This window comes from Apilactobacillus quenuiae (genome assembly GCF_002994005.1).
Taxonomy (GTDB): Bacteria; Bacillota; Bacilli; order Lactobacillales; family Lactobacillaceae; genus Apilactobacillus; species Apilactobacillus quenuiae.
In genome coordinates this window covers 15,338-36,913 of the sequence record NZ_POSN01000005.1, presented here as the reverse complement: position 1 = coordinate 36,913, position 21,576 = coordinate 15,338, and the positions used below count along the sequence as shown (strand labels likewise).

Sequence of the window (21,576 nt, the reverse complement as noted above, 5' to 3'; positions counted from 1 at the left end):
TCATTAAAGATAAAGTGTTACACGTAATTTCTGCAGAGTTACATGTAGCACTTTATTTTTTATTACTACAAAATATACTTATTTCTATGGATATTTTTCATAATTGTACTAATATGGGGTTAGATAAAATCTTATTGATTTAGGAGTAACATCATGCAAAAAATAAAAAATATTTTTCAAAAATTTTTATCTTTAAAAATTGCGCCATTCATTATTTTATTAATTATGGCATTATTACTCGTTAGTCGCCAAATTTGGACGCATACGCTGTTCTTTGGTGCTGACTCATTATTTCACTTTAATCGTTTTTATGATACTGCTATGCAGTTAAAAACAGGCAAATTTAGTTATTTTCAATCTGACTTTGGTTTCATGCAGAATGGGCGGATCTTAAATGCTTTATATGGGCCTATTACAGCTTATTTAGGCGGAGCGATTTTATTATTATGTGGTAGTTGGTTTAACTTTCAAATTGTAATTAATTTGATTGTCTTGATTATGGCCGGTCTAACCATGTATCTTTTGAATGTTAAAAACGACGTCAGCCGCGGCTATGCAATTTTAATTGCCATTATTTATATGTATTCTTCACAAATCGTGCAATGGGTTACTAGTCAACAGTTTACCGCTTTTGGGGCGGCCTTATTACCACTACTAATTTTAAGTGGTACCAATGCAATTCGAAAACATGATGTTTCTGTATTCGGTTTAGCGCTAAGTATGTCCGTATTGATTCAAACGCATTTAATGAGTAGTTTAATTGGAATGCTCGGGCTAATTCCATTGTTTATCGTGGGCTTAGTGACTGCTACTGATAAGTGGAAGTTAGTGCGTCATACTTTATATGCAGCCTTGGTCACGGTCTTTTTAACCATCAATGTTTGGTATAACTTATTATTTATTTCTTCGACTAATAAGTTATTGTCAGTCTATCCAGTTCCACATTTAAGAACATATGGTTTTAATCTAAATATTTACTCTTTAATTAATGTCTTTAAACCTACTGAAGCTATTTTATTCTTATTTGTGATTGGCTTTGTAATTTCCAAGTGGAAGCAAGTGGATTTAATCACTAAGAGTTTAACCATTACCGGTCTTGGCTTTATGTTCATATCATGGAGTCATTTTCCATGGGGCATTATTCAACGGTTTATGCCAAGTTTAACTTATACCCTACAATTTCCTAAGCGATTCTTAGTATTACCATTTATTATGATTTTACTAGCTTTAGGAATGATTATGACCTATGAACATGAAAATAATCATCAATTTTTCCGTCGTGAACAATGGTGGCGTTTATTAGCAGTGGCTATCATTATTGTAGGAAGCTTGGCCTTGGATTTTTATTCAATGAATGGTCGTATCTATCGTTATGATCAGACTGCAAAAGGGCATAATATCAGTAATTATCGTGATAGTTCTATTTATTATTATTTTGGTAAACATCATCGTAATGTAAAGTCTGATATTGATAGTCCACACTTAGGTTATTTGGTTCATGATGTGATTAAAGCATCACCAGATTATATGCCAGTTAAACATCAAATTAAAGGATTTAAACAATACAATAAGTTTGATCCATATCTGCTTGATTATCATCAATTCATTGGTAAAAATATAGTTACTCATTTTAGACATAAAGTCTGGCGTGATGGTTCACTATCAGTAACTTGGCATAGTAAAAAAGTTAAATGGACCCAAGTACCATTAGCTAAATATGCTGATACCAAGGTTAGCTTAAACGGTTCTAAACTAAAGAAAGTCCATACTACTAACTTAGGGGCCGTTATTGTTAAGGCTAAAGCCGGTCACAATCGTGTCACGATTAAATATGAACAAACCTTTATGACTCGTTTAATGATGACAATATGTATATTAAGCTGGTTAAGTTTACTAGGATATGCATTGTTTAGCAAAATTGTAACTAAACTTTAATCGAATTTGGGTTTAAAAAGATAAGTTTCAAACTTATAATTAAAATAATAAACTTTATTTTAAATGAGGCTATTATTTTATGGATTCTTTTAAACATTTTTTTAAACGATGGTGGCAATCTAAGTCCGCACCCATTATCGTCATTTTATTAATGGCAATTGCATTGATGAGTAAACAACTGTTAACACATTCAGTTTTACTAGGTGCGGATTCCATTTTTCACTTTAATCGTTTTTATGACGCAGCAATGCAGATTAAAACGGGTAAATTCAATTATTTTCAATCCAATTTTGGTTTTGATCAAACTGGACGGGTAGTAAATGCCATTTATGGTCCTGTGATTGCTTATCTAAGTGGAGCGTTATTAATCGTATGTCGTAATTGGTATATGTTTCAATCAGTTCAAGCAATTATTTTCTTAACAATTGCTGGTATGTCGATGTACTTATTATGTATTAAGAATAATGTTACTCGTGGATATTCAATGGTTATTGGTATTTTATATATGTATTCTTCGCAATTAATGGGATGGATTACGACGCAACAATTTGCTGGAGTAGGTGCCATGTTAGTGCCTTTATTAGTACTTACAGGAACTGAAGCCATTAAGAAAAAAAAGGTATCGATTCCTTATCTAGCCTTATCGATGACTTTATTAATCCAAACTCATATAATGAGTACAATTATTGGCTTTGTTTCAGTAATTCCATTATTCTTAGTAGCATTATTTCATACTAATTATAAATTTCAGATGGTTTTACATACCCTTATTGCAGCCATCATTACATTAGCACTAACTGCAAATGTCTGGGGAAGTGCATTAGAGTTATTTGGTAATAACTACTTAATGCCTGTTTTTCCAGTTGATAATATGGAAGATTATGCCTTTAGATTTGATCATTATTCATGGTTTAGTTTGATTAAACCAGTTGAGATGATTGTATTCTTATTTGTAATTTATTATTTTATTCGTCATTTTAAGCATTCTGATATTGTCACTAGAACCCTAACAATTACGGGAGCTTTCTTCTTATTTGCTTCCACTAGTTTGTTTCCATGGCAATTCATTCAAAAAATATTGCCATTTTTATCATCTAATCTACAATTCCCTAAACGTTTCTTGGTGATTCCTTTTGTGATGTTATTAGTGGTTTTTGGTAAAATTTTAGCTTATGATGACTATATTTTTACCTTACAGGCTTTCAACGAACCTAAATTATTTAGATATACGTTATTATTTGCCTTAATTGGGATCAATATGGGGATTAATGGTTATAACATGGACTTTAAAGTTGATAAGTCTAATCAGATGGTTAATGACAACTATCCTTGGGCACCAATTGCTCATTCTTATATGTATGTAAAGCATAATCATCATACAATTAAACAGGATTTCTTTGGTGATAATTGGCAATATTTAATCCGTGATATTAATAAAGCCACGCCTGATTATTTACCAGTTAAGTCTAATTTAAAGCCTGATGACTATACTAAATTACATCCTTACTATACAGCGCATTATCAATTAATTATTCCTAATTTTAATAATGATTTTGATAAGCGTGTGAATGCCGATGGTTCATTAACTGTAACTTGGAATAATAAATCATTTAACAGTAAAAATGTACAAGTACCAGTGGTCAAGTACGCTAACACACAAGTTACTTTAAATGGTAAAAGTAATGCGCATGTGAAAACTACTGAAATTGGTGCAATTATTGCACATTCTAAAATTGGCAAAAATACGATGACACTTAAATATGTTAATGATGCACAATTTAACTTATTAATGATTGTTTTCTTGATTAGTTGGTTGCTCATGATTATCTATTTAGGTGCTAAATTAATATTTAAATTCTAAAAAGGTATCAATCTTAAATTTTTATTAAGATTGATACCTTTTTTATCAAATCTTTTTAATTGCTTTATAACTAATATATGTATTAATATGAAGTTATTGAAAGGGGAATTTTAATATTGAAAAAAATAAAATACATAATTATGTTATTTACATTTTTTGTACTTAATTTATTTATTTTTAATGTAAATGCTAATACTAATAGTGAAATACCATTCTCTATTTCACCAATTAAAACTAATAATCAGTTAACTAAAAATGCCGGGTACATAGATGTTGTTAATACTCCCAATGCCAATCAAAATGTAAAGGTAATGGTATCTAATAATAGTGATAAAACGCAAAAATTTATTGTTGATGCTAGTGATGCTACTACTAGTGATGGAGTATCTGTTGATTATATTCCAAAAAATCAAAAATTAATTAGTAACAATACTTTTTCAAAAACTATTTTAAATAAAGATCATCAAAAAAAATTATTATTAAGGGCTCATAGTAGTGATATTGTAACGTTTAATTTAAAATTTCCATCTCATAAATTTGATGGAATAATAATGGGTGGAATATCTGTTTATCAAGATTCGAATAATCAACATAGTAATAACGGTCAAGGATTGAGTATTAACAATAAGTTTGTATATTCAATTGCTGTTTTATTAAGAAATAATGCCAAAAATAATGTAATACCTAACTTAAGTGCTGGTAATGTCTTTCAAACAACTGTTAACTATAGACCTGTTGTTAAAACAGTTTTAACTAATGATAAAAATAATTTTATACGTGGATTATCTACAAATACAGTTATTAAAGATTCTGATGGGAAAACAGTTACTACTAACAATACAACACTTGGTCAAGTAGCTCCAATTAGTGAATTTCATTTAGTAACTCCTCTATCTAATAAGCTTACAGCAGGAACTTATACTTTATATGGTCATGCAAAGGATGCTGATAATCATAGTTGGTCATGGGTTAGAAAATTTGATATAACAGGTTCAAATGAAGAAGAAACTGAACAAAATACATTAAATAATGATAATAGCTTTAATCCAATTTATATTATAATAATAATTATATTAATTATTATAATTATCTTCATTCTATATAGATATAAGAAGTACAAAAATAGGCATTAATGTTTAATACTTCTTGTAAGGATGTGATAAAGATTTTATTTGATTATAGAAAAAATAATTTGATTTATTTGATTATACCAATAATTATTTTATATTTAATGTTTTTTACAACTGCATCTGCTGATGATACCTATTCTTCACCTGATGGTTATACTAATTCTAGTCCATTAATTGTTAGTGAAAATGCCGGGAATTTGTCTTCTCAAAAGCCATTTGCATCTGCAGATGCTGGAGATGCAGTTCCATCAGACCTTACATCAATGCGATTTTCAGAAACTCCGTATGATATTATTTACCATTCTATATACAAGATGAATCCTAATGACATTCAATTTAGTTTGCCTAACTTTAGCTCATCTAGTAATTATAATATATTAAATTATAATATTGGAGTTCCTATTAAGTCCGGTGGACTGGAAAGATATACAGAATTTAGAGTTAAAACATCTAATGATTTACAAAATGCAATTTCCAGTTTAAAAGTTACCCCAACTGGATTATCAAAAGCGAAAAATATTTCTTCGAGTGTACAAAATGATTATCAAAATAGTGGACTGAATATTCCAGGATATAATCTAGGAAGCGAACCATCTACTCCATATTTTGATAGTGACAATAGCAAGGTCTATTTGTCTAGCATGTATCTAGGAAATGCACATGGTGGCCAAGGAAATATTTCTTTAAGATTGAATCCAGTATTCATTAGTAAGTCGTCTAAAATTTATACTTATATGTTTTCAAATACTTTGTATAAAATACAATATCAACCTACATTTGAAGTGTTAAGGATTCTTGATTATGATGCTTTGAATGGTGATCAACATAATTCATATGTTTTAGGACAAAAACAAAATGATGCTAATTCTAAAATTTCTCAGTCTCAGCAAAATATTATTAATAAGATTCAAAATTTAGATAGTAATTTATATAGTGATGATATTAAACAAACTTTTATAAATGCTGCAAATAATATTGCAGATAATGGAAGGGGGGATGTAAACAAATTAGTTAATGATACTAACAATAGTAAAAATTATACCAATGGTGTTTTAGATCAAATTAATAATAAAGTTGCCGCAATTATTGATTCATTAAACAATATAATTAATAGCTATAGTTTGTTTAAGATTATTAGTGTTCCTGACTTTAATTTTGGACAAGTTTCTATATCTTCAACTAATAATATTATTAGTTTGCCATCTAATACAAATGCTATTATCAGGAGTATCAATAGTAATAATGGCTGGAATTTAAATTTATCCATTTCTGATCTTATCAATGATCAAAATAATCAACCATTACATGCTGATTATTTAATGAATGGGAATAGTTACTCACCTAATGATACAATTCCTTATTATAATGTTAGTAATAGTAATAATGGAGATTTTAGTATATCCAAATCTCCTGCAGATAATCTGCAAATTAAAATTCCGGCTGGTTCAGCTAGAATTGGAACTTATAGTGGTACTGCTACATGGACACTAAAAAATGACCCACTATAATATATTAGGATTGGAGAGATATGTATTATGAAAAATAGTAATTTTATTAAGTCAACTTTAATTTTGGGATTAACATTTGGACTATGTGCAGCTCATCTTACTTTATTAAATGCACATGCTGATGATGTTACTACAAGTAGTCAACAAACTAAGGCAACTTTAACTTTTAGACAACCAGATAAAACTAATGTTACACCTCCAGTTGACCCTAACAACCCATCTCAACCAGCTAAGACTCCGGCAGATCCTGGAGATCCTAATAATACTGGAACTAATTCTGGTGGACCTTTGAGTATTGATTATGCACCTAATTTTGATTTTGGTGTTGGAACTATTAGTGGTCAAACTAAGGTCTATACTTTAGCCAATGCTACTTACGCAGATGGTAAAACCCGTAATCATAATCCATTTGTTCAAATAAGTGATAATCGTGGTACTGCTTCTGGGTGGAATTTGAATGCAAGTATTTCTGATTTTACTAATACTGCTGGTAATACTAATCAAACTTTAAAGGGTGCACAAGTATCTATTAAAAGTGAAGGAAATACACCTCAAGTTGGTTTTAATGGTACTGGGATTGCTCCTTCATTAAATTCTAGTAGTATTGCTTTAGGTAATGCTTCGCAAAATTTAATGACTGCAAATCAAGGTCAAGGAACTGGTACTTGGATTGAAAAATTCGATCCAAATCAGGTTACTCTATCTGTTCCTGGTGGTAGTGCTCAATCAGCTACTCAATATAATGCAAATATAACTTGGAATTTGACAGCATCGCCTTTAAATCCAACTCAAACAACTTCATCGCAAAGCTGATTTGATATTTTGTTAAAAAAGAGTTTAAAATTATTTAAATAATTTTAAACTCTTTTTTATACTATTTTATTTAATAATATGTTTATTATTTTTATTTAAACTGTAGTATTGATTATCTTTACCATCTTTTAGAATATATCCCATCCCACGACCTTGGATACTAGTTCCATTTAAATACTTGGCAGACCATTGTTTAATATGTTCATTAGCGTTAATGGTTTTACCAGTAGATGTTTGAATTCTAGTGAATAGATCAGGATATTTATTCTTCAATTCATTTAAGAATTTACCACCATATTGAGCTTGGTAATCTTTACCTGAGCTCTTAGTTTTAGCATAATATAAATCATTTTTAATATGTGATTTTGTTAGGTAACGACCGTAACCATCAATTCGCTTAACTGAAGTTAGTTCTTTACCATTCAATCCATATAATTGATTCATTACATAGTCAGCCATGGTATGAATGCCAGATTGATGAAGGGCTTTATTAGCATCAATCATTTGTTCAACAGTTCCATATTTAGTGCTTTGCCCGTTCATCCCTAGATTATAACGATCATTGAAGGCATAACCATTATTTTCTAATGAATCTACAAATGAATGATCATTCTTGACTGACAGATAGTGACCAGGGAATTCTACATCGGTAATTCCTAATGATTTAAAGAAGTCGCCACTTTGAGCTAATTTAACATCAGTTTTTTGACTGTTATCAGTTGGGTTAGCTTGTAATGATGAAAATCCTTCATAAGCAACATGTGAATCTAATGCGGCATTGGCATGGAAGACATTACCATCTTTACTTGGTTCACTAGATGCAGTAGTACGAACGTCTTGGTTATCTTTAGCGCCAACTGGAACCCAAGTTGATAAATAGCCGGAAACTTGTGGATTTTGAACACTTTGTACTTGATTGCGGTCTAAAATTAATTGCCCCTTATCATTGGTTGTGATGGTTTTATCTTTAGCATCGGCATCATTATTGTAAATGCTCAAGCCATTTTGTTTACTCATTAGCAATGGACGGAATTGTTGGTTTTTGTGGGCATCACCTAAATCAATGACCACTTTATTATTTAAGTTTAGGTTTTGTTGATTAGAAGTTACCGTAACAATTCCAGAATTGCGACTATTTTCATCCGTTGGTTTGAAGTTATCTTTACCAAAACGCACTGATGACATAATTTTACCATTATCATGAATTCTGATTTCTTGACCACCAGCGACGTATTTCATTCTAGCCTTTAATAATGCTGTTACGGCATTATAGTAAATTGTTTTGTTAGCCATATACTGACCACCATCGACAAATAAATCACCATAATATACTCGAGGAATCATATCCTTATTAGTTAGTAGTAGGGAATAAGTTGATGGAATGTTATATCCAGCATATTTTTTGTTGGTTTTATTAATGTCATTGTCATAAATTTGAATGGCTTTTTGTAAAGTTCTTTTAGTAGGAGCATTTGGATTTTCTTTCGAGATATTGCTGATAATATTTCCCACTAAACTTTGCACGCCATCATGGACATTCATAAATGAATAGTTTGGCACTTTATCATTTTCAGTATAATCACTGGTTCTTTTTACCCAATCAGTATCAATTAATGATTGAAGAGATGTTCTTTGCTGATTAGGTTTAGTGAATGTATTTAACAATGCATTTGTTAAGTTCATATCATGAGTTAGGGCGCCAAAATGATCACGAGTGGTAGCGTTGACTGAACCTCTGACCCCATCTTCAAGTAAGTTTAAATGTGCATTACTATTTTTGTCGTTGGTCATATTAAAATGATCTTTGAAGTACTGTTCAGCAATTTGGGTAACATCATAATCCAAACTACCCGTAGCATCTTCACGACCACCGTCAAAATTACCATCGGCACCTTTACCTAAAATTGAACTAATGTTCATTAAATAATGAAGATTATTTAGGTCCTCAGCTTGAACTGCCGGGTTAGAATTATCCACATCATTAGCTAATAATAGTTCATAATTTTTAGTATTTTCAATTTTTTGTAAGGTGAAAGCACGTCCCAAGTAACGGTATTTAGAGTTAACGTTAGGAGTCAATTTATTATTTACAAATTTAAAACTACCACCTTGGAGGTTGGCCCAACCATAAGTAGGAAATTCACTTTTAATATTCCATATGGATTGACGATTAATGAAATTATTCATGATGGTTCTTAGCCATTTAGAACTATGTTGTTGCTTAATTTTTTGTTCAATCCTTTTTTGAATTTTATTAGTAGCTTTATCCAAGGTTTTATTACTGTTATGTTTTGTAACCTTTTGGTGCTTATTGCCAAGGCCATTTTGATTAAAGTAATTTATGTAGTTAACCTTAATATTTTTGTTAGGCCACCAATATATTAAAATTGGTCGATAATCATTATGTTTAGAATTTACCCAGTAGGTACCATTCTTAAGAATCTTTTGAGGTTGATACCAAGTATCAGCAGTTAAATAACCATTAACGTTTTGCACATATTGTTTGGTATATTTAACCGGTTGATTATTATGGATAATTGCAGCATGAACATTATGATTCAACATAACGCTACTTAGAGAAATCCCCAAAGTGACTGCGGTTGCCGCTATTAGTTTATGATAACGGCTTTTGTGATGCTTTATATTTTTAATCATTAATAAATACTCCTATCAATATAATTTCATATTAATGTTATCATATATAAACATTTTTATTATAAATATTTTCATTTGAGTTCACCAAATTGAAATATGATGATAGTAAGTTTAATATAATGAATATACATATTTAATAATTTAGAAGGTACGCAATGAATACTATCAAAAATGCTTATCGACGACTAGGAGCTTTCAAATTTACACCATTTTTAGTTATCTTTGGAATGGCGTTGCTTTTGTTGAGTCGACAAATTTATACGCATTCTGTCTTTTTAGGAATGGATTCGATCTTTCATTTTAATCGGTTTTATGATTCGGCTATGCAAATTAAAAATGGCCATTTTAGTTATTTTCAAATGAATTATGGTTTCTCACAAAATGGGCGTGTTATCAATGCAGTCTATGGACCATTTATTTCATATATTAGTGGGTTGATTTTACTGCTTAGTGGTAGCTGGTTTCATTTTCAAGTAATAGAGACATTATTAATTCTAGTTATTGCTGGTATGTCAATGTATTTGCTATTGATTAAAAATCAGGTTAAACGCAGTTATGCTATTTTGTTATCCATTTTTTATATGTACTCTTGTCCAGTGGTTTCATGGCTATTAACGCAACAGTTTACCGGAATAGGGGCAGCCTTTATGCCATTATTAATTCTGGCAGGTACCCAATTCTTTAAAGGGCATCGTTTTAGTATCATTTATTTAGCTGGTGCCATGGCTCTGATGATCCAAACACATTTGATGACTAGTTTAATTGGGTTTATTAGTTTAATTCCAATGTTTATTGCTGGTTTTTTCATGACTAAACATAAATGGATTTATGTTAAAAGAGCATGTTTAGCAGCAATTTTATGTTTATTAATGACGGCTAATATTTGGCTATCAGTACTACAGCTGTTTCATAATAACTTTTTAATGCCTGTGTATCCGGTACCATCAATGACATTCTTTTCTTTTAAATTTTCAATTTATTCATGGACGAGCTTAATTAAGCCAGCTGATTTTGCCTTATTTATTTGGGTATTATATATGTTAATTCGTCACTTTAAACAATGGAATCTTAAAGTTAAAACGCTTAGTATGACTGGATTAATATTCTTTTATTTATCGACTTATTTATTTCCCTGGGATCAGGCAATGCAAGCATATCCACACTTAGCTTATAATTTGCAATTTCCTAAGCGTTTCTTAGTCTTGCCATTTGTGATTTTACCCTTGGTGGCAGGGATAATGATGACTAAAAAAACAACGAATCATGATTATAAAACATTGAAAATATGTAGCTTGGTGTTAGCAATTTTATTAGGCTTAGGGATTAATTTATGGGCAGAAGGCTTTAAGAGCTTAAAATCAGTTCACTTAGTTAATAATCAAACAACAGTTAATCTGACCCATGTGTATATGAATGATAAACGTACGCAACATCAGATTAGGGATGATTTTTATGGTAACGATTTTAGTGGCTTAATTAATGACTTTACGAAAGCGGTCCCTGATTATTTGCCAGTGCGTTCGAAACTAGAACCAGTGGAATATAATAACTTGCACCCATACCATAAAGCACATAAACAATTAGTGAAGAAAAATAATTCAAAAACTTATCATTTTGTAAAGACGGTAAATGCTGATGGCTCTTTGACAGTTAAATGGCATAGTCCTTATAAAAATAAATTAACGCAATTACCGGTTGTTAAATATGCGAATACTAAAGTTATTTATAATGGAAAAGAGAAAAATGTACAAACTGGAAAGATTGGATCAATTATTGTGCATTCTAAACATGGTAAAAATACTTTGACTACGAAATATTTAGCGGGTAACTTGTGGAAGACAATGATGTGGATTTGTTTGGGTAGTTGGATATTCTTTATCTACATGCTTTTACGTAGTTTAATTTATCGCAAGTAAAAAGAAGTTGCCATTTAGCAACTTCTTTTTACTCATCATTTTTATATTTATTTTTTAAGTGCCATTGGTTTAGACAATCCTTAATTTTAATACGGGATCCATCATATAATTTAGCACCTTTTATCAAAACTTGTAATCCAGGCATAGCTTGTAACACTTCACTATTAAAATAACTTTTTAATTTATTTAAATCATCAATCTTATTATTAACGTAATTTTCACTAATGGGTAAACAAATAAATTGATTATCTTTTAACAAGAAATCGGTGTATTTATGATTTTTCAATGATGGTAAATGGTTTAAAAAAGCGACATTAATCCATGAATGATTACACTTATTACGATCAAATTTGGGCAATGCAATGAATAGTGAGTGTGCTGTGATTAATGGATATGTATGCTTTAATCCAATACAATCACAAATATTATTTACTAAATCTCTAGTAATAATAGTATTTTCTTCGAGCATTTGATTAATCATGACGTTGATAGAAGCTTCAATTAAATAAAAGCCTTGATCTTCTTCAATAACTAATGTGGGATAACGTTTACTATGTTCACTAAAATCTAGCAACATCATTACTTTATTCCATTTGGGTTTATGATACTTGACCTTTCTGATAACATGCGAATATCGCAAATCTTTAAAATTTACGTACTTAATATTATTACTATAATTAATCGGATCTTTAGTGATAGTGCTCAACAATTTGAGGGCGCCTCCTTAAGACGATAAACGATAATTATAGAATATATCACATAAATCATGAAAGCGCTATTACTTTTTTATAAAGTCAGCAATTTTATTAGCGATTTGATAATAAGTTTGTGCAGTTGGGTGGACATGTTTATCATTGTACTTTGATTGATAGTTATTGTCGTTAATAAAGTTAGGATAAAGCTTACGCCAATCTAGTACTGGGATTGTATAGGTACGATATGTTTGTGCTAAAGCATCTAATAGTTCATTAAAAGTATAGTTAGCAAAGCGTCTTTTATTAGCTGCATTTTGCTTTTGATCATACCTGTTTAATGGCAAAATAGCACTAATTATAATTTGAGAATTGAACTGATAAATTAAATTAAGATCTTGTTTTAATTTGCTAGTAACCTCATTTAAATTATTTGGATTATGACCATAATCATTAGTCCCGATAAATAAGATACATTGATTATATTGTTTCCAGTTAACATCATTAATTTCATTAGTTAAATCATTAACGATTGTAGCACCGTTGACACCAAAATTATCTACAGATAAATTTATAATTTGGCTTAAATAATTTGGATAGTTTTCTTGAAGATTTTCAAACCCATCAAACCCCTTGGTAACAGAATCACCTAGAGCTGCAATTCGATTATTATTCATGTTATTTATCCTTTCATGATTTTTATAAATAATAACATATTCTGATTAGTGTTATAATATAGTTCCTTGGCAGGGGCAAGAGTACTTCTTAACAAAGCACGCTATAATTAATATTATCCCGTGCTTTTTGCTTATTGACATGCTTTAGAATTCTGCTAGAATTATTAGTTAATAAAACTACTAACGGATTGGAAGTAATGGATCATGAAGAAAAAACGAGTTATTGTTTTAGATTTGGCATCCCTAGGTATTGGGGAAGCTCCCGATGCTAATCGCTTTAATTCTGTTGGTGTTGATACGTTAGGGCATGTTGCTGAACATGCTGGAACTAAATTAGAAATTCCAAACTTAATTAAAATGGGCTTGGGCAACATTAGATGGGATCACTTAATTGACGAGATTCCTCAAGTGTCTAATCCTAGTGCCTTTTACGGTAAAATGGTTAATCGCATTAATACCAAAAGTAGTGGTGCGGGCTTACGTGAAATGTTTGATTTTGATACTAGCTTGCGTACCTTATCTACGATGGATTTAATGTCTGAAAAACATATAAATATATCGATGATATCAAGCTTTGCTAGTTATTTAGAAAACCAAGACGATACTTTTTCGCTCCAAGTTCCTAATGACAGTAAAGCTTTTGTTGAATTATCAGCGCAAATGGATATTCAATTTGATGGATTAATTTATTGTCAACCACCTTTATTGAAACGACTGTCTAATGCAGATAACATTGATGCATACGCAGATCAATTAAGTAACATCGATGCACAATTACCGGATATCGTTGAAGATTTGTCAGAAGATGATTTACTAATTATAACTTCTTCATTTGCAAATGATCCAACTGTAAATGAATCTATCACCCGTGAATATTTACCATTGATTGTTTTTAATCCTTTAAATCAAAATGGTAAATCACTGGGCATTAAACGTAGTAGTGCGGCGGTTTCAAACGCATTAGTTCAGAACTTTGACATTGATGATATCAAGCGTGATTTAAAACCTAATTTCTTAAATGAAGTACTTTAATTCGATCCATTGAAGGGAGTGATGCGCAACTAAAATAAGCTAGCGTCGGATAAATTATTTTTTGTAGTAGAGAAAGGATTAGTTTTACATGTATTTGTTAGTTAACATATTAGGAATTTTAGTATTTTTAGGAATTGCATTTTTATTTTCAAAAGATAAAAAGAATATCAAATGGCGTTCAGTAATTACAGTTTTGGTATTAAATCTAGTAATTGCTTATTGTTTAACTCAATTTGCTTGGGGGCGTGCAGCCGTTCAAGCAGCTGCTAATTTCTTTGCAGTCTTAGTTCAAGTGGCTTATCAAGGAATTGCCTTTGCATTACCAAGTTGGGTTCATATGAAACAAATGGACTTTGTAACTTCTGCATTGTTACCAATTCTATTGATCGTGCCAGTCTTTGATATTTTAACTTATATTGGAATCCTACCATTTATTATTAAATGGGTCGGAAAAGGTTTGGCATACATAACAGGCCAACCTAAATTTGAATCATTCTTTGCTGTTGAAATGATGTTTTTGGGTAATACTGAAGCAATTGCCGTTTCAACTTTGCAAATTAAACGTATTTCTGCACAACGTAATGTAGTCATTGCGATGATGTCAATGTCTTGTGTCACTGCATCCATTCTTGGTGCGTACACACAAATGGTACCGGGCCAATTCGTTTTAACTGCCGTACCATTAAACATTTTAAATGCTGTTATTATTAGTAGTATTTTAATGCCTACCAATGTTAGCCCAGAAGAAGATACTATTGCCAAAATGAGTGGTAGTAACAATAATGAAGAAAACAAAGAAGCCGCTGAAATTGGTGAAAAGGTTGAACGTGAACCTTTCTTCTCATTCTTGGGTGATTCAATTTTAGGTGCAGGTAAACTAATTTTAATCATTGTTGCTAACGTTATCGCTTTCGTTGCTTTAGCTGCATTGATTGATAAAATTTTAGGATTGATTAATCCTTCATTATCCCTAGAACATATTCTAGGAATCATCATGTTCCCATTTGCTTGGCTAATGGGTTCAGATGTTCACACCGCTTTCCAATTTGCACAATACATGGGAACTAAGCTAGTTACCAACGAATTCGTTGTTATGGGTGGCGTTTCAAGTAAAATTAATACTTTCGCTCCACATTTCCGTGCCCAATTAACGGTCTTTCTAACATCATTTGCTAACCTTTCTACTGTTGGAATGATCATTGGTGCATTTAAAGGAATTGTTGATAAAAAATCAAATGATATTATTTCAAAAAATGTTGGTTATTTAGTACTATCAGGAATTTTAGTTTCATTAATGTCTGCTGGTATTGTAGGACTATTCGTTTGGTAATAATAAATTTAAAAAAAGACAGCCATTGGCTGTCTTTTTTTATCATATTTAATGACGAACTAGGTGCTCATTCGTTATAATAAATAAGTATACTTACATATTGTAAAATATAAACTTTTCATTTAAAGTAGAGATAAACGTGAAACAAATCTATAGTTTCACATTAGGAGAATCAAAATGAATCCAGAAGAATTTAAAGAACATTTAGCATCGATTGGAATTGAACTATCTGATAAGCAGATGCAGCAATTCGATACTTATTATCATTTGCTAGTTGCGACTAATAAAAATGTTAATTTAACAACGATTGTGGATGAAAAAGATGTGTACTTAAAGCATTTTTATGATTCCATTACCCCAGTTATTTATGATCAAAGTCTAAAGGCAGAAGCACTGACTTTGTGTGATGTCGGTGCTGGCGCTGGTTTTCCATCATTGCCAATGAAGATTGCTTTTCCTAATTTAAAGGTTACAATCATTGATTCTTTAAATAAAAGAATTACTTTTTTGCAAAAATTAGTTGATGAGTTAGGCTTAGATGGTGTTGAACTATATCATGCGCGTGCTGAAGAATTTGGTGGTAAAAAATCAAAGCATCGTGAAAAATATGATGTAGTAACTGCACGTGCGGTAGCTCGCATGAGTGTATTGTCTGAACTATGCTTACCATTAGTAAAAGTTGGCGGCAAGATGATTGCTTTAAAAGCAGCACAAGCTGAAACTGAATTAGCAAATGGTAATCAAGCAATTAAGACCTTAGGTGGGAAAGTAACTGCTGATGAAGAATTTTCATTACCAGTATCAGATGATAAAAGACATATTATTATTTTGGATAAAATTAAGAAAACACCTAAACAATATCCAAGAAAATCAGGGACACCAAATAAAAAACCAATTGGTGAACCCGAAAAGTAACTTATAAGGAGATTTATATATGGGATATGTAATTTCTTTAGCTAACCAAAAAGGTGGAGTTGGTAAAACTACGACTTCCGTTAATTTGGGGGCTGATTTAGCTAGTAATGGCAAGAAAGTATTATTAATTGATGCCGATGCCCAGGGAAATGCAACTTCTGGTGTAGGCATTAAAAAATCTTCTATTAAAAAAGATATTTATGATATTTTAGTTAATGAAGAAGATATTACTGATGCGATATTACATTCAGTTCATGATAATTTGGATGTAGTACCAGCAACTATTCAATTATCCGGTGCTGATATTGAATTAACACCCCAGATGGCTCGTGAAACGCGCTTATTGAATGCTTTAAAAGCTGTTAAAGATAATTATGACTACATATTAGTAGATTGTCCACCTTCATTGGGATTAATTACCATTAATGCTTTTACTGCCAGTGATTCGATTTTAATTCCGGTTCAAAGTGAATACTATGCTTTGGAAGGCTTGAGTCAACTATTAAACACCGTTAAATTAGTACAGAAACATTTTAATCCAGATCTGAAAATTGAGGGTGTACTTTTAACGATGTATGATGCTAGAACTAAGTTAGGTCAACAAGTTAATTCAGAAGTGCGTAATTATTTTGGTGATACTGTTTACAATACAGTGATTACTAGAAATGTGCGTTTATCCGAAGCACCTAGTTATGGATTACCAATTATTGATTATGATCCAAAGTCCAAAGGGTCTGAATTATACATGCAATTAGCAAAGGAAGTGTTAGCAAATCATGGCGAATAATAAAGGCCTAGGTCGTGGCATTGAGGCATTATTTGCTGATAACGATGTTGAAGAAGGTCAAGAAGAAGTTATTGATTTATCTTTAGCTAAGTTATCACCCAATCCATTTCAACCGCGAACCAATTTTGATACGCAAGCTTTAAAAGATTTAACTTTCTCCATTAAAAAATCTGGTGTTTTCCAACCAATCATTGTGAGAAAAAAATCTGATAAGGAAGATTCATATGAAATCTTAGCTGGTGAACGTCGCTTTCGTGCTTCACGTATGGCCAATAAGAAGACTATTCCAGCGATTATTAGGGATGCTTCCGATGAACAAATGATGGAGATTGCCGTGCTGGAAAACTTGCAACGAGAAGACTTGAATCCTATTGAAGAAGCTGAAGCTTACAATACTTTAATGACCAAATTAGATATTACTCAAGCTGAAGTTTCTAAACGATTAGGTAAGTCACGTCCATATATTGCTAATTATTTACGTTTGTTAGGATTACCAACTGAAGTAAAAGATATGTTGACAAAAAATCAATTATCAATGGGACAAGCAAGAACACTCCTTTCAGTTAAGGATAAACAAAGTTTAATTAAACTAGCTAAACGTGCTTACAATGAAACATTAACGGTACGTCAATTAAGTAAAGCAATTGATGAATTAACAACTAAGCCAAAAAGAAAACGTAAGCCACGTCGTTCGACTAAGCAATCACCATTTTTACGTGCTTACGAAGATGAACTGCAAGATAAGTTTGGCACCAATGTGAATATTGCTAGCAGTCGTTCTAAAAAGGGCAGTGGTAAGTTAGAAATTAACTATACTTCTGATGATGATTTAAATCGTATTTTGCAAATTTTAGATATTAATTTAGACTAGTAAAGGGGTAATATTTATATGTATGCACTAAACGATATTGTTAAGATGAAAAAACAACACCCATGTGGTGCCAATGAATGGAAAATCATTCGAATGGGTGCTGACATTAAAATTGAATGTCAAAATTGTGGGCATGTTGTGATGTTATCGCGTCGAGAATTTGAAAAGAAAATGAAGAAAGTTTTGAAAAAAGCTGACTCAGATAAATAAAATAATTAGAAAAGAGTGAATTGTAGATATGTCATTAACAGCAGGAATCGTCGGATTACCTAATGTTGGAAAGTCAACACTATTTAACGCAATTACAAAAGCAGGAGCAGAAATGGCTAATTATCCATTTGCTACTATTGATCCTAATGTTGGGATGGTTGAAGTTCCAGATAGTCGTTTAGATCGTATTCAAGAAATCATTCCAGCTAAAAAGATTGTACCAACCACTTTTGAATTTACTGACATTGCCGGAATTGTTAAGGGTGCAAGTAAAGGTGAAGGATTAGGAAACAAATTTTTAGAAAATATTCGTCAAGTGGATGCAATTGTACACGTTGTGCGTGCTTTTGACGACGACAATATTACTCATGTTACTGGTAAAGTTGATCCAGTTGATGATATTGAAACTATCAATTTGGAATTAAGTATTGCAGACTTAGATGCAGTGAACAAGCGTTTAGGTAAGGTTCAACGTGCTGCTAAGAGTAAAGATGAAGATGCTTTAGCTGAATTAGCAGTCTTAGAAAAAATTAAGCCAGTATTAGAAGCTGGAAAGCCGGTTCGTTCAATTGATTTTGATGAAGATGAACAAAAGATTGTTAAGGGTTTATTCTTATTGTCATCAAAACCAGTTTTATATGTAGCTAATATTGCTGAAGATGATATGGCTGATCCTAAAAATTCTAAATACTTTAAACAAGTTGAAGAATATGCTGCTAATGAAGGGGCTCAAGCTATTGGCATTGCTGCTGAAACTGAAGAAGAAATTGCTGAATTAGATGATGATGATAAAGAAACTTTCTTAGAAGCTGAAGGTGTTGAAGAACCTGGATTAAACAAACTAATTCGTGCTTCTTACAAACTACTAGGTTTAGAAACTTTCTTTACTGCTGGTGGTAAAGAAACTAAAGCTTGGACTTACTTAAAGGGTACTAAAGCCCCTCAAGCTGCCGGCATTATTCATTCTGACTTTGAACGTGGATTTATTCGTGCTGAAGTAATGGCTTTTGATGACTTGGATAAATTAGGTAGTGAACAAGCAGTTAAAGATGATGGTAAATTACGTGTTGAAGGTAAAGATTATGTTATGAATGATGGTGACATCGTTAACTTTAGATTCAATGTTTAATACAGGAGTTTTTATATGACGGAAGAAAAACGTAACGCACATGTACAACAAAAGCATCATGATAAGGATAAAGAAGAACGTTCACAGTTCGATAATATTGGCCTAACTAAGCGTAATGCTGACTATATGTTCCGCTTTAACCGAGCTTTAAGGAGCACTGATTTAAGTGTGGAACGTAAGTCAGAAATCATCACTCAAATGAAAGATCAATTATTAGTTGAGCAAAAACATGGTGCAACTGCTAGAAATCTTTATGGAACTGTTGAAGAACGAATCGGTTTTATTATGAATCCACCTAAGAAACCAACTAAATTAATGGATAACTTTTGGCCTAATGCAGTTTACAATATGTTGTTTCTAGGAATCATTTTCAATATTCTTTATGGGGTAATAGAAATTATTTCTAAGAATAGTCAAAATCAACAGTTAGTAGGAATTGTTTCTATTTTTGTATTGTCAATAATATCTGGAATTATCATGCTACTGTTAACTAGACTTTTAGATGCAAACGTACAACATACTTATAGTGGTTGGATGCGTGCATTATTTATGTTATTAATTATAGTTGCTTGGTTGGCATTGTTTAGTTTATCTATGTTAATTCCAAGAGTTATTAACCCAGTTGTTCCTTTCTACGTTAACTTCGTAATTGCAGTTGTTGGTATTGGATTTGCAATCTACGTATATAGAAAATATGATATTACATCAAATTTATTTATGCCTAATGCAAATCGTCGTAGATAAATTAAAAAATACTAAAGGTAAATTTGACCTTTGGTATTTTTTTTTGTATATTAGAAGATAAAAAAATAAGAGGGGTTATTGATTATGTCTAATTGGGATACAAAATTTGCAAAACAAGGAATTACCTTTGATGATGTTTTACTTATTCCAGCCGAAAGTCACGTTTTACCAAATGAAGTTGATACTTCAGTGCAATTAGCTGACAATCTAAAACTTAATGTACCATTTTTAAGTGCTAGTATGGATACAGTTACTGAATCCGATACAGCAATTGCGATGGCTGAAGTTGGTGGATTAGGTGTTATTCATAAAAACATGTTAATCGATGACCAAGCAAAGGAAGTAGCTAAAGTTAAGGCTGTTGAAAAGAATGATAAACATCCTAACGCTGCTGTTGATGCTAATAATCATTTATTATGTGCTGCTGCAGTTGGAGTTACTTCTGATACTTTCAAACGTGCGGATGCATTATTTAAAGCAGGTGTTGATACTATCATTATTGATACTGCTCACGGTCATTCTGCTGGCGTAATTAGAAAGATTAAAGAAATCCGTGAAACTTATCCCGATAAGACATTAATCGCTGGTAACGTTGCTACCGGTGAAGCCACTAACGACTTATTTGAAGCCGGAGTTGATGTAGTTAAAGTTGGTATCGGTCCCGGTTCAATTTGTACTACTCGTGTGGTTGCTGGAGTGGGGGTTCCTCAAATCACTGCCGTTTACGATGCAGCGGAAGTTGCTAGAAGATGGCATAAACCAATCATTGCTGATGGTGGAATTAAATTTTCTGGGGATGTTGCTAAGGCGATTGCCGCTGGTGGTAATGCAGTCATGCTTGGTAGTATGCTATCAGGAACTGACGAATCACCTGGTGAAGTTTTTGAAGAAAATGGTGTTAAGTACAAAGCATACCGTGGTATGGGCAGTATTGGTGCTATGGAACATGGTTCAGCAGATCGTTACTTCCAAGGTGAAGTTAACGAAGCTAAGAAATTAGTTCCTGAAGGAATTGAAGCTCGTGTTGAATATAAAGGCTCGGCTAAAGATGTTGTCTTCCAAATGGAAGGTGGATTAAGATCTGCTATGGGTTATACAGGTTCTAAAAATATTGATAGTATGATTGATAACGCTCAATTTGTACAAATTACAAATGCTGGTTTAGCAGAATCACATCCACACGATGTGCAAATTACTAAGGCAGCCCCTAACTATAAATAAAACTAATTAAATTTAAATCCGTAAAAGTACTAAAATAATTTATTTTAGTACTTTTTTTATTTTTTAATGACTTAATTGAAATATTGTTGTAACATTTGAATGTAATACAATATTTTTACATAATTAAATCTTAATTCGAAAGGATCATTT

The 21,576-nt window shown here is 31.6% G+C and carries 18 protein-coding genes; 15 read left to right on the top strand and 3 right to left on the bottom strand.

Annotated elements, in window-relative coordinates; translation table 11 throughout:
• Positions 1-153 precede the first annotated feature (153 nt).
• The 5 genes from C7N44_RS07250 (at position 154) to C7N44_RS07230 (ending at position 7,247) form a co-directional block, all read left to right on the top strand.
• Positions 154-1,935: a glycosyltransferase family protein gene (locus C7N44_RS07250; protein ID WP_105957252.1), complete on the top strand. Its 1,782-nt coding sequence runs from the start codon at positions 154-156 to the stop codon at positions 1,933-1,935.
• Positions 1,936-2,014: 79 nt separating this feature from the next.
• Positions 2,015-3,796, top strand: a complete 1,782-nt coding sequence (locus tag C7N44_RS07245) for a glycosyltransferase family protein (protein WP_105957251.1) — start codon at positions 2,015-2,017, stop codon at positions 3,794-3,796.
• A gap of 116 nt (positions 3,797-3,912) precedes the next feature.
• On the top strand, positions 3,913-4,929 hold the full coding sequence (locus C7N44_RS07240) for a DUF916 domain-containing protein (RefSeq protein WP_105957250.1): 1,017 nt from the start codon (positions 3,913-3,915) through the stop codon (positions 4,927-4,929).
• Positions 4,930-4,988: 59 nt separating this feature from the next.
• On the top strand, positions 4,989-6,434 hold the full coding sequence (locus C7N44_RS07235) for a WxL domain-containing protein (RefSeq protein WP_157945068.1): 1,446 nt from the start codon (positions 4,989-4,991) through the stop codon (positions 6,432-6,434).
• 27 nt (positions 6,435-6,461) lie between these two features.
• Positions 6,462-7,247 (top strand): WxL domain-containing protein, encoded by a 786-nt coding sequence (locus C7N44_RS07230; RefSeq protein ID WP_105957248.1) that lies wholly within the window; start codon positions 6,462-6,464, stop codon positions 7,245-7,247.
• A 66-nt stretch (positions 7,248-7,313) separates the two neighbouring features.
• On the opposite strand, the gene C7N44_RS07225 is transcribed toward C7N44_RS07230, so the two are convergent.
• A complete protein-coding gene (locus tag C7N44_RS07225) occupies positions 7,314-9,902 on the bottom strand; it encodes a glycoside hydrolase family 70 protein (RefSeq protein WP_105957247.1) in 2,589 nt (862 codons plus the stop codon).
• A gap of 155 nt (positions 9,903-10,057) precedes the next feature.
• Between C7N44_RS07225 and C7N44_RS07220 the strand changes: the two genes are divergently transcribed.
• Positions 10,058-11,818, top strand: coding sequence for a glycosyltransferase family protein (locus C7N44_RS07220; RefSeq protein ID WP_105957246.1), 1,761 nt, complete (start codon positions 10,058-10,060; stop codon positions 11,816-11,818).
• A 28-nt stretch (positions 11,819-11,846) separates the two neighbouring features.
• Here the strand turns inward: C7N44_RS07220 and C7N44_RS07215 are convergent, their stop codons facing one another.
• Positions 11,847-12,527: a competence protein ComK gene (locus tag C7N44_RS07215; RefSeq protein WP_105957245.1), complete on the bottom strand. Its 681-nt coding sequence runs from the start codon at positions 12,525-12,527 to the stop codon at positions 11,847-11,849.
• A gap of 69 nt (positions 12,528-12,596) precedes the next feature.
• Positions 12,597-13,187, bottom strand: a complete 591-nt coding sequence (locus C7N44_RS07210) for an SGNH/GDSL hydrolase family protein (protein WP_105957244.1) — start codon at positions 13,185-13,187, stop codon at positions 12,597-12,599.
• 204 nt (positions 13,188-13,391) lie between these two features.
• Here C7N44_RS07210 and C7N44_RS07205 point away from each other — a divergent pair, with 204 nt between their 5' ends.
• From C7N44_RS07205 to guaB, 9 genes are all read left to right on the top strand, one after another.
• Positions 13,392-14,219, top strand: a complete 828-nt coding sequence (locus C7N44_RS07205) for an alkaline phosphatase family protein (protein WP_105957243.1) — start codon at positions 13,392-13,394, stop codon at positions 14,217-14,219.
• An 88-nt stretch (positions 14,220-14,307) separates the two neighbouring features.
• Positions 14,308-15,549, top strand: coding sequence for a NupC/NupG family nucleoside CNT transporter (locus C7N44_RS07200; RefSeq protein WP_105957242.1), 1,242 nt, complete (start codon positions 14,308-14,310; stop codon positions 15,547-15,549).
• Between the two features lie 177 nt (positions 15,550-15,726).
• A complete protein-coding gene (rsmG, locus tag C7N44_RS07195; RefSeq protein ID WP_105957241.1) occupies positions 15,727-16,464 on the top strand; it encodes a 16S rRNA (guanine(527)-N(7))-methyltransferase RsmG in 738 nt (245 codons plus the stop codon).
• Positions 16,465-16,483: 19 nt separating this feature from the next.
• Positions 16,484-17,251: a ParA family protein gene (locus C7N44_RS07190; protein WP_105957240.1), complete on the top strand. Its 768-nt coding sequence runs from the start codon at positions 16,484-16,486 to the stop codon at positions 17,249-17,251.
• Complete coding sequence (locus tag C7N44_RS07185) at positions 17,241-18,122, top strand: ParB/RepB/Spo0J family partition protein (protein WP_105957239.1); 882 nt, start codon at positions 17,241-17,243, stop codon at positions 18,120-18,122. The genes C7N44_RS07190 and C7N44_RS07185 overlap by 11 nt, the downstream gene beginning before the upstream one ends.
• A gap of 18 nt (positions 18,123-18,140) precedes the next feature.
• A complete protein-coding gene (locus tag C7N44_RS07180; RefSeq protein ID WP_105957238.1) occupies positions 18,141-18,332 on the top strand; it encodes a DUF951 domain-containing protein in 192 nt (63 codons plus the stop codon).
• 28 nt (positions 18,333-18,360) lie between these two features.
• Complete coding sequence (ychF, locus tag C7N44_RS07175; RefSeq protein WP_105957237.1) at positions 18,361-19,461, top strand: redox-regulated ATPase YchF; 1,101 nt, start codon at positions 18,361-18,363, stop codon at positions 19,459-19,461.
• Between the two features lie 15 nt (positions 19,462-19,476).
• Positions 19,477-20,205 (top strand): DUF1129 family protein, encoded by a 729-nt coding sequence (locus tag C7N44_RS07170; protein ID WP_105957236.1) that lies wholly within the window; start codon positions 19,477-19,479, stop codon positions 20,203-20,205.
• A gap of 84 nt (positions 20,206-20,289) precedes the next feature.
• Positions 20,290-21,426, top strand: coding sequence for an IMP dehydrogenase (guaB, locus tag C7N44_RS07165; RefSeq protein ID WP_105957235.1), 1,137 nt, complete (start codon positions 20,290-20,292; stop codon positions 21,424-21,426).
• Positions 21,427-21,576: the final 150 nt, after the last annotated feature.